The 13,371-nt window shown below is 58.4% G+C and carries 9 protein-coding genes; 7 read left to right on the forward strand and 2 right to left on the reverse strand.

Annotated elements, in window-relative coordinates; genetic code table 11:
• Together MKZ79_RS15075 and sbcD are read right to left on the reverse strand one after the other, a co-directional pair.
• Entirely contained in the window at positions 1 to 3,672 is a 3,672-nt protein-coding gene (locus tag MKZ79_RS15075) for an SbcC/MukB-like Walker B domain-containing protein (protein WP_336143298.1), read from the reverse strand.
• The gene (gene sbcD, locus MKZ79_RS15080) at positions 3,669 to 4,886 is read right to left on the reverse strand and encodes an exonuclease subunit SbcD (RefSeq protein WP_336143299.1); all 1,218 of its coding nucleotides are present in this window, start codon (positions 4,884 to 4,886) and stop codon (positions 3,669 to 3,671) included. Before sbcD ends, MKZ79_RS15075 begins: the two co-directional genes overlap by 4 nt.
• Before the next feature lie 200 nt (positions 4,887 to 5,086).
• On the opposite strand from sbcD, the gene phoB reads away from it, so the two are divergent.
• The 7 genes from phoB (at position 5,087) to MKZ79_RS15115 (ending at position 13,341) form a co-directional block, all read left to right on the forward strand.
• The gene (gene phoB, locus MKZ79_RS15085; RefSeq protein WP_336143300.1) at positions 5,087 to 5,776 is read left to right on the forward strand and encodes a phosphate response regulator transcription factor PhoB; all 690 of its coding nucleotides are present in this window, start codon (positions 5,087 to 5,089) and stop codon (positions 5,774 to 5,776) included.
• A 23-nt stretch (positions 5,777 to 5,799) separates the two neighbouring features.
• On the forward strand, positions 5,800 to 7,113 hold the full coding sequence (gene phoR, locus MKZ79_RS15090; RefSeq protein WP_336143302.1) for a phosphate regulon sensor histidine kinase PhoR: 1,314 nt from the start codon (positions 5,800 to 5,802) through the stop codon (positions 7,111 to 7,113).
• A gap of 17 nt (positions 7,114 to 7,130) precedes the next feature.
• Complete coding sequence (locus MKZ79_RS15095) at positions 7,131 to 8,051, forward strand: PstS family phosphate ABC transporter substrate-binding protein (protein WP_336143304.1); 921 nt, start codon at positions 7,131 to 7,133, stop codon at positions 8,049 to 8,051.
• Positions 8,052 to 8,438: 387 nt separating this feature from the next.
• On the forward strand, positions 8,439 to 9,542 hold the full coding sequence (locus MKZ79_RS15100; protein WP_336143305.1) for a cobalamin-independent methionine synthase II family protein: 1,104 nt from the start codon (positions 8,439 to 8,441) through the stop codon (positions 9,540 to 9,542).
• A gap of 387 nt (positions 9,543 to 9,929) precedes the next feature.
• Positions 9,930 to 11,252, forward strand: coding sequence for a branched-chain amino acid transport system II carrier protein (brnQ, locus tag MKZ79_RS15105; RefSeq protein ID WP_336143307.1), 1,323 nt, complete (start codon positions 9,930 to 9,932; stop codon positions 11,250 to 11,252).
• A gap of 60 nt (positions 11,253 to 11,312) precedes the next feature.
• Positions 11,313 to 12,668 (forward strand): proline-specific permease ProY, encoded by a 1,356-nt coding sequence (proY, locus tag MKZ79_RS15110; RefSeq protein WP_336143309.1) that lies wholly within the window; start codon positions 11,313 to 11,315, stop codon positions 12,666 to 12,668.
• Between the two features lie 178 nt (positions 12,669 to 12,846).
• The gene (locus tag MKZ79_RS15115; protein ID WP_336143383.1) at positions 12,847 to 13,341 is read left to right on the forward strand and encodes an Hsp20 family protein; all 495 of its coding nucleotides are present in this window, start codon (positions 12,847 to 12,849) and stop codon (positions 13,339 to 13,341) included.
• Positions 13,342 to 13,371: the final 30 nt, after the last annotated feature.

A 13,371-nucleotide genomic window follows, 5' to 3' on the forward strand; every position in this document is an offset into this window, starting at 1 on the left:
TCAGGCTACAGGCGTTTCCAGCCTGCTGTAGCCCAGGCCGTTAACCTTGCGCACCTTGATCTGCACCGGAATGCGCTCTTTCATCGCCTCCACGTGGCTGATCACGCCGATGGTTTTGCCGCTGGCGTTCAGCGCGTCGAGCGCGTCGAGCGCGCCATCCAGCGTGGCGGCATCCAGCGTGCCGAAACCTTCGTCCAGGAACAGCGACTCGATGCGTGTTTTATGGCTGACCAGATCCGACAGCGCCAGCGCCAGCGCGAGGCTGACCAGGAAGCTCTCGCCGCCGGAAAGCGTACGGGTATCGCGCAGCGCATCCGCCTGCCAGGTATCGACCACCTGCAGCTCCAGCGCCTCCTGCGATTTGCGCTGCAGCAGATAGCGGCCATGCAGCCGGTTCAGCTGGTTGTTCGCCAGCCAGACAAGGTGATCCAGCGTCAGGCCCTGAGCGAATTTGCGGAACTTGTCGCCTTCTTTTGAGCCGATAAGCTGGTTCAGATAGCTCCAGTCCTCCAGCTGGCGCGCTTCCTGCTCGATGGTCGCCAGCAGATTTTTCTGCTGTTCGCGCCGCGCCGCGTCGCTGCTGAGCTGCTGCCGCGCCTCGCCCTGGCGGCGGGCGTTTTCCCTGAGCTGTTGTGAGAGGTTTTCCACTGCCGCCTGCAGAACAGCCCCGTCTTCCGGCAGATCGTGCGGTTTCTCCGGCAGCGTCGCCAGATTTTTTTCCGCCTGCGCCAGCAGGATGGCCGCCTGCTGACGTCGCTGCTCATGCGTTTTTTGCAGCGCCTGCAGCTGTCGCAGCCGCTCTTCGTCCAGCAGCGCCGCCATAAAGGCGCTTTCGCTGGCAAAGGCGCTGGCCGCCAGGGCTGAATCAAACGCCTGCTGCGCCTGCTCCAGCCGCTGCGTCAGCGTCTCCAGCTGCGCGCTCAGCGAATTATGCTGTCCGGTCAGGGTATTGTGCTGGTTCTGCCGCTCCTGCCACTGTCGCTGTAGCTGCTGGCAGCGGTCGCTATGCTGTTGAGAGAGCGCGCGCAGCAGCTGTTGCACCTCCGTCGCCGTCTTATCGCCAAACAGCTGCCGCCGCTGTTCGCGCAATGCGGCCAGCTCCTGCTGCGCGGTTTTGCCACGCTCTTCGCGCTGCGCAAGCTGCGCCTGCTCGCGCACTATCTCTTCCTGCAGCGTCTGCTGCTGCGCGGCCAGCGCGGTCAACTGCGAAGCCGTTTCACTCAGCGTCTGCGCCGTTTTGCTCCAGGTTTCCCACTCTTTCTGCCGCGCCGTCAGCCAGGCGTCGGTTTCTTCCGCCGACGGCAACGTCAGCGCCAGCCCGGTCAGCGAGGCGCGCAGCGTTTCCCGCTGCTGCCGGGCTTCCTGCTGCTGCCGGGCGAGCGCCTGTTCCTGCTCCTGCTGCGCCCTGACAGAAGTAAGCAGTTGCTGACCTGCCAGCTCCTGCTGCTGCGCGATGTCGCTTAGCGATTTTTGCAGTTCTGCCAGGCGATCCTTATGCTGCTGCAGCTGGCGCGTACGCTGCTGTAAAGCCAGCAGCTGCGTCTGCAGCTCGCTCTCCTGACGATCCTGCTCCGCCAGCCAGGCGTTAGCCTGCTGCAGTTCATCGGGAGAAGAGTCAAGCTTCAGCGCCTGCGCCGTCGTTTGCCACTGCGCGCGTAAATTCGCGGCTTCGCTTTCACTTTCTGCCAGCTCGCGCTGGAGCTTTTCCGCCTGCGCCTGCAGGTTCTTTACCTGCTCGCTTCTGGCCGTACCGCTGTCTTTCAGCTGCTCGACCTCCAGCTTTAACGCGGCCAGGCGCTGCTGGTTTTCAGAGAGATTCAGCGCCTGGTAGTCGGCTACGGCAGGATGCTGACAGGAGCCGCACAGCGGGCAGGGCTGTTCCGGCTCCAGGCGGGCACGATACTGCTCCAGATCGGCAATGCGCTGCTCAAGCTCACAGCGTTTTTCCAGATCCTGCTGATGCTGCCGCTTCTCTTTATAACCGTTGCGCAGGTGCTGCAGCTCGGTTTGCGCCTGCTGCAGCTGCTGTTGCAGCGTCTTAAGTTCGCTCTGTCGCCGCTGGCTGCGCTGCGTCAGCGCCGGCCACTGCGAAGCGATCAGCGCCAGGCTCTGCCGCTGCGGCCGCTGCTGCTGCAGTATGGCGAGCGTGGCCTGCAGCTGCTCTTCGGTATGCTGCTTTTGCTGCTGCGCCAGCGCCGCTTCGGCTTCCGCTACCTGCTTTTGCTGCGCTTCAAGCTGCTGCCGCTTCGGCTTCGCCTGCTGTTCCGCCTGTGCAATCTGCTGCTGTAAACGACTGACGGTTTGCTGCTCTTCATCCAGCCGCTTCTGCTGCGCCGTCAGCGCCTGTTCGCTCTGCTGCAGCTGCTCAAAGCGCGCACGCCAGAGCGGCAGCGATTCGCCCCAGCGGGCATAGTGCTCATGCTGCTGCTGCCAGCGCTGCTGCTCCTGCTGGCGGGCAAGGGTTTCCTGATGCTGCTGTTGCGCCTGTTGCAGCGCGGCGCGGCGTCCATGCAGATAGAGTTTGTAATCACTTACTTCTTTTTCCAGCGTCTGGCTCTGCTGCGCCAGCGTGGCGATACGGCTATCCAGCGGCAGCAGCTGTTCGGCGATCAGCGTCTCCTGCCGCTGCCGATCGTCTTCATGCTGCTGTCGCGCCGCTTCCGCCTTTTTCAGCTCGTCGGCCAGCTCGTCCAGCTGATGCTGAATCTGCTGGCGCTGCGTGCTGATTTGCTGCTGCTGCTCCGCTGTTTTTTGCCGATCCTGATGATGCTGATTACGCGACAGCCATTGCGGGCGCAGCTTTTCCGCCGGTTCGGCCTGTTGCAGCAGGCTCAGCTGCGGCAGCGCCGCCTGCCAGGCCGTTTCCGCCTGCTGCTGCTCTGCCGTCGCGGCTTCTTTTGCCTGTAGCGCCGCCTGATAGTGCTGCTGCCACTGCAGCAGCTGCTGCTGATGCTGTAATTGCGAAGTAAGCGCCTGCTCCTCTGTCAGCAGCTGTTCCGACAGCAAAGTAAGCTGTTGAATTTTCTCATCGTCCAGCAGCGCCATGCCGCTTGCCTGCGCCCGCAGGTTCTCCAGCGCGTTGCGGGCGTTTTTATGCCGCTCGAAAACGCTGGCGGAGAGGCGACCGTATATCTCTGTGCCGGTCAGCTCTTCCAGCAGCCCGGCGCGGCTGTTGGCATCGGCGTTCAGAAACGCGGCGAACTGCCCCTGCGAGAGCATCATTGATTTGGTAAAGCGATCGAAATCCAGACCGGTCAGCTCGGTCAGCATCTCCAGTTTGTCTTTGACCTTGTCAGCGACAATTTTATTGTCCTCACAGCGCGCCAGCTCGACGCGCGGCGCCTGCAGGTTGCCGTCTACCGCGCCGCGTGCGCGATTCTGGCTCCAGAACGCTCGCCAGGCTACGCCTTTGACTTCGAACTCCACTTCCGCGAGGCATTCGGCGGTATCGCGCGTCATCAGATCGTTTTGCGTCTGCGACAGTTTCCCCAGCCGCGACGTTTCGTGATAGAGCGCCAGGCAAATGGCGTCGAGCAGCGTGGTTTTCCCGGCGCCGGTCGGACCGGTAATGGCGAACAGCCCATTGCTGGCGAAAGGTTCGGCGGTAAAGTCGATTTTCCATTCGCCTTTCAGCGAGTTGAGGTTCTTGAATCTTAAGGTCAGGATTTTCATGACGGCTCCTCGTCCATTTCCGCCAGCGTCTGTCTGAACAGCAGCGTGGCGCGCTCAATACGGGCCGGATCCTCCTGTTCGGCGGCGAGGCGTCGCTGAAACACCTCTTCCACGCTCAGCTCGCTAAGGGTTTCCTTGTTCTGCCGGCTGAGGATGTTTTCGCGCTGTTCGCGGCTGCGGCGCAGCAGCACCACTTCTACCGGCAGAGTTTCAGCCAGCTCCTGAATATGCCGCTGGAGATCGTTCAGCCAGGTTTGCGTGACGATTTCAATATCCAGCCAGACTTTCTGGCCCGTTTGCGGCGGTTCAATCGCGCCGAGCTGTCGCTCTATCTCCTGCAGCGAGCCTTTGATCATCTGCATCGGCTGAAAAAGCGGCACCGTCAGCGGCGTCACCGCGCTTAGCTTGCCGTCAGCGAAATCCACCAGGAAGACGCTTTTTTCCCGGCCCAGCTCGTCAAAGCTGAGCGGTATGGGCGAGCCGCTGTAGCGGATATAATCCGTGTCGGCGATGCGCTGCGCGCGATGAATATGGCCCAGCGCGATATAGTCCGCGGGCGGAAAGGCCTGAGCGGGAAAGGCGTCCAGCGTGCCGATATAGATATCGCGCACGGCGTCGCTTTTGGTGACGCCCATCGTAGTCAAATGGCCGGTGGCGATAATGGGCAGCGGCAGGCCCAGCTCGTCGCGCCTCTCAACCGCCGCCGCATAGCTGCGCTGATAGTGGTGAGTAATCGCTTCCAGCAGCGTCTGCTGTTTCTCTCGTCCCGACTGTCCCGCTTTGCTTAGCGTAATGTCGCGCGGACGCAGAAAAGGGATGGCGCAAAGCAGCGCGCCGGGCTCGCCGTCGCGACGATTCAGCAGCAGCACCTGATCGGCCGGATCTTCGCTGGCGGCGGCGATAACCCGCGTGTTCAGGCAGGCGAGCAGCTCGCGGGATTCGTTCAGCATGGCCACGGAGTCGTGATTGCCCGCCAGAATAATCAGCTGGCAGCCGGTCTGCTGCAGTCTGACCACAAAGCGGTTGTAAAGCTCGCGCGCATAGCTGGGCGGCGAACCGGTATCAAAGATGTCGCCGGCGACGACCACGGCATCGACCTGATGCTGCTCCACCTGCGCGACCAGCCACGTCAGAAAAGCTTCATGTTCCGGCGCACGGCTTTTGGTGTAAAAAAACTGGCCGAGATGCCAGTCGGCGGTGTGAATAAGTCGCATAGCGTCCCTTCTGTGTCAGGTAAGCGAGACGCCGATTATAAACGGCTGGCCAAAAAACCTCAGCAACGCATTTTCATCCTGCTGAAAAGTGTTATAAAACTGATGAATAGCGGCTGGATTTTTTCATAAAAGTGTCATAAATCTGACGCATAATGGCGCCGCATATCCGGTGACATTCCGTCACAGACGCAGGAGCAATAATGGCTAAGCGCATTCTGGTAGTCGAAGATGAAGCCCCAATTCGTGAGATGTTGTGTTTTGTGCTGGAACAAAATGACTATCAGCCGATAGAAGCGGAAGATTATGACAGCGCCATTAATCTGCTGATCGAACCCTGGCCGGATCTGATCCTGCTGGACTGGATGCTGCCTGGCGGCACGGGTATCCAGTTTATCCGTCATCTGAAGCGCGAGGCGATGACCCGCGATATTCCGGTGATGATGCTGACCGCGCGCGGCGAAGAAGAAGACCGCGTGCGCGGGCTGGAAGTCGGCGCCGACGACTATATTATCAAGCCTTTCTCACCCAAAGAGCTGGTGGCGCGGATTAAAGCGGTAATGCGCCGTATATCGCCGATGGCGGTGGAAGAAGTCATCGAAATTCAGGGACTGAGCCTGGATCCCTCTTCGCACCGCGTGATGTCCGAGACACAGCCGCTGGAGATGGGGCCAACAGAATATAAGCTGCTGCACTTCTTTATGACGCATCCCGAGCGCGTCTACAGCCGCGAGCAGTTGCTTAATCACGTCTGGGGCACTAACGTCTACGTGGAAGATCGTACTGTGGACGTGCATATTCGCCGTCTGCGTAAGGCACTTGAACTGACCGGACACGATCGTATGGTGCAGACAGTTCGCGGAACAGGCTACCGTTTCTCTGCGCGTTACTGATTGTCCCCACTGGAGTTTTCATTGTGCTGGAACGCCTCTCCTGGAAGAGATTGCTGCTTGAGCTGCTGCTCGCCTGTTTACCAGCGCTGATCCTTGGACTGCTGGTCGGCGGGCTGCCCTGGTGGCTGCTGCTGGCCACGCTGGCCATACTGGGCTGGCATTTTACCAACCTGCTTCGCCTCTCTCACTGGCTGTGGATCGACCGCAGCATCACGCCGCCGACCGGGCGCGGCAGCTGGGAACCGCTGTTTTATGGCCTGTATCAAATGCAGGCGCGCAACCGTCGCCGCCGTCGCGAGTTGGGACATCTGATTAAAAGGTTTCGCAGCGGCGCGGAGTCGCTGCCGGACGCGGTGGTACTGACCACCGAAGAGGGCACGATTTTCTGGTGCAACGGCCTGGCGCAGCAAATGTTGGGGCTGCGCTGGCCGGAAGATAACGGTCAAAATATCCTTAACCTGCTGCGCTATCCCGAGTTTACCCTTTACCTGCGCCAGCGTGACTTCTCACGACCGCTGACGCTGGTGCTGAACAGCCATCGTCACCTTGAGTTCCGCGTGATGCCCTATAGCGAAGGCCAGTGGCTGCTGGTGGCGCGCGACGTAACCCAAATGCATCAGCTGGAAGGCGCGCGACGCAACTTTTTCGCCAACGTCAGTCATGAATTGCGCACGCCGCTTACGGTGCTGCAGGGTTATCTGGAGATGATGAGCGACGCGGTGCTGGAAGGGCCGTCGCGCGATAAGGCGTTGCACACCATGCAGGAGCAAACCCGACGAATGGACGCGCTGGTGAAACAGCTGCTGACGCTGTCGCGAATCGAGGCTGCTCCGGCGCTGGATCTGCAGGAAAAAGTCGATGTGCCGCTGATGCTGCGGCTGCTGCAGCGCGAGGCGGAAACGCTCAGCCAGGGTCGCCACCAGATCCATTTTTCCGCCGATCCGCAGCTACGGGTATTCGGCAACGACGAACAGCTGCGCAGCGCCATTTCCAACCTGGTTTACAACGCGGTCAACCATACGCCGGAAGGCACGCGTATTGATATCAGCTGGAAAAAAACGGCGCATGGCGCGCAATTTAAAGTTTGTGATAACGGGCCAGGCATCGCCGCAGAACATATTCCTCGTCTGACCGAGCGCTTTTATCGCGTTGATAAGGCGCGCTCGCGGCAAACCGGCGGCAGCGGCCTGGGACTGGCTATCGTTAAACATGCGCTCGGCCATCATAATACGCGCCTGGAGATAACCAGCCAGCCGGGAAAAGAGACCTGTTTCGGCTTCTCGCTGCCTGCAAGGTTGATTGTCAGCGGTGAACTGGCTCAGAATGCGGTTCACTGAGCAGGCGGACGAGAAAAATGAAAAAGTGGTTTGTTGCGCTGATGCTGCTGTGCAGCTCGGCTGGTGCAAGCGAAACTATGCTGGCTGGCAACCTCAGCAGCGTAGGCTCGGATACGCTCGGCACATTAATGACGCTGTGGGGCGAAAGCTTTAATCGCCTTTATCCCGGCGTCAACGTGCAAATTCAGGCTTCCGGTTCCTCAACGGCGCCTACCGCGCTGGCGGCGGGCGCGGCGCAGCTGGGCGCGATGAGTCGGCCGATGCAGGCGGTGGAGCGCCAGCTGTTTGAAAATCGCTACGGCTATGCGCCGCTGGCCGTACCGGTGGCGATGGACGCGCTGGTGGTGGTGGTCAATCAGGATAATCCGCTGCAGGGCGTAGATGCCCGCCAGCTGGATGCCATTTTTTCCGTTACCCGCCGCTGCGGCGCGCCTTTTACCGTGCGCAGCTGGGGCGATCTTCAGCTAACGCAGGGCGAATGGGCGCGGCGACCCATCCAGCGCTTTGGCCGTAACTCCGCTTCCGGCACCTGGGGCTTTTTCCGTCAGCAGGCGCTGTGCAACGGGGATTTCCGCAGTGACGTAAGCGAGTATCCCGGTTCCGCCGCGGTTATCCAGGCAGTAGCGAGCACGCTGAACGGTATCGGCTACGCCAGCATGGGCGTGCATATGACCGGCGTAAAAACGCTGCCGGTTTCCCGCGACGGCACTGACTGGATCGCGCCTTCGGTGGCAAACATCCGCAGCGGCAGCTATCCCTATGCGCGACCGCTTTATATTTATGTGAACAGGGCGCCAGGCCAGCCGCTGGAGCCGCTGACCAGAGCTTTTTTACGGCAGGCGCTGTCGCCGCAGGGCCAGGCGCTGGTGACGCAGGCGGGCTATCTGCCACTGTCGGATGCGCAGCTGGAAAAGGCCAGGATGATGGTGAATGAGTAGGGCAAACGGCCCGGCCTGAGCATTTCATAGCGCAATTTCAACCGTATGCAGCAGCGGCATCATGGCTTCGGCAGGCTGTAAGGCGTAATCCAGGGCCGCGCGCGCTCTGTTACCGCCGGGCGCCGCACTGTAGCGTCCCAGGCGCGCTGCTGAAAACTGCTTCTTCTTTTTTACTACGGTTACCTGCGCTGATTCCGTCGCACGTTTTATGCCAAATCCTCAACTTGAATTTTTTTCATGTGTGATGAAATTTCCTCGTTTGCCGCTGAATCTTTCTCATGACATTCTTGACTTCAGACGTTTAGCCATCCAGATGTCCTGAGTGGCAAACAGTAACTATTTCACTAAGAAATTATGCGCCGTTGCGCCGGCCAGGAGTGACCGATCATGCAAAGAGATTCAGCCCAATACCGCGCCGAAGTTGTCGGCAGTTTTCTGCGTCCCGTCGTTATCAAACAGGCTCGTGAGCAGTTTCAGGCAGGTGAAATCGATGCCGCCGCGCTGCGTCAGATTGAAGACGAAGCTATCCGTGACGTAGTGGAACAGCAGCGCGCCAGCGGCCTGAAAGTGGTTACCGACGGCGAGTTTCGCCGCGCGTGGTGGCACTTCGATTTCTTCGACGGTCTGCAAGGCGTGGAGCGCTATGAAGCGGAGCAGGGCATCCAGTTTAACGGCGTACAGACCAAAGCCCGCGGCGTGAAAGTCACCGGCAAGCTGGGTTTCGGCAATCATCCAATGCTGGAGGATTTCCGTTTCCTGCAAAGCGTCAGCGGCGACGCTATCCCTAAAATGACGATCCCCAGCCCAAGCGTGCTGCACTTTCGCGGCGGCCGTAAGGTTATCGACGAAACGGTCTATCCGGATCTGAAAGACTATTTTCACGATCTGGCGCTGACTTACCGCGACGCGATTAAAGGTTTTTACGACGCTGGCTGCCGCTATCTGCAGCTGGACGATACGGTATGGGCCTATCTGTGCTCGGAAGATCAGAAGCGCCAAATTCGCGAGCGCGGCGACGACCCGGAAGAGCTGGCGAACATCTACGCTCAGGTGCTGAACAAAGCGCTGGAAGGCAAGCCGGAAGATATGACCGTCGGCCTGCATGTTTGCCGCGGCAACTTCCGCTCTACCTGGATTTCAGAAGGCGGTTACGAGCCGGTAGCGGAAATTCTGTTCGGCACCGTGAAAATCGACGCCTTTTTCCTGGAGTATGACAACGAGCGTTCCGGCGGATTCGAGCCGCTGCGCTTTATCAAGCCTGGCAAGCAGCAGGTGGTGCTGGGCCTGGTGACGACCAAAACCGGCGAGCTGGAAGATCCGGAAACGGTGAAAAAACGCATCGCGGAAGCGGCGCAGTTCGTTAGCCTGGATCAAATCTGCCTTAGCCCACAGTGTGGTTTTGCCTCCACGGAAGAGGGCAACAGCCTGACGGACGCGCAGCAGTGGGCCAAACTGCGCCTGGTTGTCGATATCGCTAAGCAGGTCTGGTAATACGATTAGCTTATGCAAAGGGCGCGGCGATACGCGCCTTTTGTACATCTTGCGGAAAAATTGAACAGAAAATAACGCCACTAAGCGCAAAAAAAATACAAATCATGTAATGCATCTCGCCTGTAATCTGAAGCTATCATCTGCCTGTGCCGATTTTTACGCTATATCACTCTGCTTTCTCGATCCCGTATTGCCTTTCACCGCTATAAACGATTTACTTAGCGCCGTTTTTACTTTATTTCCCTGTAAAAAAGATCATAAACAGCGCAATCGCACCAGTATTCCAGCCGGGCAGTAAAATAGCCGCAGCAGGAAGAAAAAAGGTTTGCATGCGTGCCGGGAAAAAGAGCCAACATCACGACTTTACTCAACATCAGTACGGGCCTTATGACTAATCGTTTAACTTCTAAAGACATCCTCGCGCTGGGCTTTATGACTTTCGCGCTGTTCGTGGGCGCCGGTAATATTATTTTCCCGCCAATGGTAGGCATTCAGTCCGGAGAACACGTCTGGATTGCGGCGCTCGGCTTTCTGCTAACCGCCGTGGGCCTTCCGGTGATCACCGTTATCGCGCTGGCGCGCGTAGGTGGCGGTATTGACGCGCTCAGCTCCCCTATCGGCAAAGCGGCCGGTATCGTGCTGGCTACCGTTTGCTACCTGGCGGTTGGGCCGCTGTTCGCCACGCCGCGCACCGCGACCGTTTCTTTCGAAGTCGGTATCGCGCCGCTGACCGGCGACAATCCGCTGCCGCTGTTTATCTACAGTCTGATCTACTTCGCGCTGGTCATCGGTATTTCGCTCTATCCGGGCAAGCTGCTGGATACCGTCGGGCATATTCTGGCGCCGCTGAAAATCGTCGCGCTGGCCGTGCTGGGTATTGCTGCGCTGATCTGGCCTGCGGGCGGTCTGTCGCCGGCGACGGAAACCTATCAGCATGGCGCCTTCTCCAGCGGTTTTATCAACGGCTATCTGACGATGGATACGCTGGGCGCGCTGGTGTTCGGGATTGTTATCGTCAACGCGGCGCGCTCTCGCGGCGTCAGCGAGGACGGGCTGCTGACTCGTTACACTATTATTGCGGGCCTGATCGCTGGCGTGGGTTTGACGCTGGTTTACCTGGCCCTGTTTAAACTGGGTTCCGACAGTGCTTCCATCGTTGACCAGAACGCCAATGGCGCGGCTATCCTGCACGCCTACGTTCAGCATACTTTCGGTAACCTGGGCAGTTTGTTCCTCGCGGCGCTGATTTTCGTCGCCTGTATGGTAACCGCAGTTGGCCTGACCTGCGCCTGCGCTGAATTCTTCCAGCAGTATCTGCCGCTGAGCTATCGCCAGCTGGTCTTTATTCTGGGTCTGTTCTCAATGCTGGTATCCAACCTGGGGCTGAGCCAGCTGATCCAGTTCTCTATTCCGGTGCTGACGGCGATTTATCCGCCTTGTATCGTGCTGATCCTGCTGAGCTTTACGCTGCGCTGGTGGAACAAAAGCAGCCGTATTATTGCGCCGACCATGCTGGTCAGCCTGATTTTCGGCCTTATCGACGGTGTCAAGACCACTGCTTTTAAAGATGTGCTGCCCGCGTTTACCGCTAATCTGCCGCTGTCGGAGCAGGGCCTGGCCTGGCTGCCGCCTTCGCTGGCGATGCTGGTGGTCGTGATTGTTTGCGACCGCATGATGGGGCGGGCGCAGGTGAGTGCGCGCCAGCAGTAAAAATGTGATACCTTCTCCTGCCCGTTCTCCGGCAGGAGAAGTTGACAGAGTTTAAGCAGAATGAAAGAAAATAATACGCTCAAAAAGGGACTGAGTACCCGTCACATCCGCTTTATGGCGCTGGGATCGGCCATCGGCACTGGCCTGTTTTACGGCTCGGCAGACGCGATGAAAATGGCCGGCCCCAGCGTAATCCTGGCCTATATTATTGGCGGCGCTATCGCCTATATCATTATGCGCGCGCTGGGCGAAATGTCGGTTAACAATCCGCAGGCCAGCTCGTTCTCCCGCTATGCTCAGGACTACCTCGGCCCGCTGGCCGGTTATATCACCGGCTGGACTTACTGCTTTGAGATCCTGATCGTCGCCATTGCCGACGTCACCGCCTTTGGCATCTATATGGGCGTCTGGTTCCCGGACGTGCCGCACTGGGTCTGGGTGCTGAGCGTGGTGCTGATTATCGGCGCTATCAACCTGGCAACGGTAAAGGTGTTCGGCGAAGTGGAGTTCTGGCTGTCGCTGTTCAAGGTCGCCACCATCATTATTATGATCGTGGCGGGCATCGGCATTATCTTCTGGGGGATTGGCAACGGCGGTCAGCCTACCGGCATCAGCAATTTGTGGACGAACGGCGGTTTCTTCGCACATGGCGTGATGGGAATGGTGCTCTCTCTGCAGATCGTGATGTTTGCCTATGGCGGTATTGAGATTATCGGTATCACCGCTGGTGAAGCGAAAGATCCCGCAACCTCCATTCCGCGGGCGATTAACACCGTACCTTTGCGTATTCTGGTGTTCTACGTGGGCACGCTGTTTGTGATTATGTCCATCTATCCGTGGAACCAGGTCGGCACCAACGGCAGCCCGTTTGTGCTTACCTTCCAGCATATGGGTATCGCGGCGGCGGCGGCCATCCTGAACTTTGTAGTGATCACCGCTTCGCTTTCCGCCATTAACAGCGATGTGTTTGGCGTTGGGCGTATGCTGCACGGCATGGCGGAGCAGGGCCATGCGCCTAAAATGTTCGCTACCGTCTCGCGTCGCGGTATTCCGTGGATTACGGTGCTGGTGATGATGGTCGCAATGCTGGTGGCGGTCTACCTGAACTACCTGATGCCGGAAAAAGTCTTCCTGGTTATCGCTTCGCTGGCGACCTTCGCTACCGTTTGGGTATGGATTATGATCCTGTTCGCGCAGATCGGTTTCCGCCGCACGCTGACGCCGGAGCAGAAGAAAGAGCTACAGTTCGCCATGCCTGGCGGCATCTTTACCGCCAGCGTCGGTATCCTGTTCCTGTTCTTTATTATTGGCCTGATCGGCTACTTCCCGGATACCCGCGTATCGCTTTACGTCGGCGTTGGCTGGATAGCTTTACTACTGCTTAGCTGGCTGCTGGTGAAAAAACGCAAAGCCTGATAAGAAGGCCGGAGATTCCGGCCTTTTTTGTGCGCGCCGATCGGGTGCAGCCACAGCAAAAAAATTTTATTTTGGCTGCTTGAAAAAAACCAGGCAGCCCCTATTTAGAAAACGAGCAGGTGGCGAACCTGCCAACATTGAGCTTTTGAATAGTAATTTTATTCAGGAGGTTATGATGATGACGCTACGCAATTTTTCCCTGATCCCTTCACTGACCGATACGCTGTTTTCAGACCGCTTTAACCGTATGGACAGGCTTTTCAGCCAGCTGACCGGCGATACGCCCGTTGCGGCGACGCCTGCTTACGATATCCGTCGCGTGGATAAAGAACGGTATGCGCTGGCGGTTAGCGTGCCGGGCTGGAAAGAGAACGAGCTTTCTATCGAAACGGTTGGCGGCCAGCTGACTATTTCCGGTAAAAAAGCAGAGCAGAGCGAAACGGAAAATCAGGAAAGCGGGTGGCTGCATCGCGGCATCAGCCGTGCCGACTTCCGCCTGAGCTATACCGTGCCGGAACACGTTAAGGTCACTGGCGCGAAGCTGGAAGACGGTATCCTTTCTGTGGACCTGTATCAGGAGATCCCTGAAAGCGAGAAACCTCGCCGGATACCTATCAGCCATAGCCAGAAAGCGATTGAAAGCCAGCAGGCTATTGAACATCAGTCAGCTTAAGGTTAGATGGAAGGCGATAAAAAGGCCGCT

This window comes from Erwinia sp. CGal63 (genome assembly GCF_037026505.1).
In the GTDB taxonomy this organism is placed as follows: domain Bacteria; phylum Pseudomonadota; class Gammaproteobacteria; order Enterobacterales; family Enterobacteriaceae; genus Erwinia.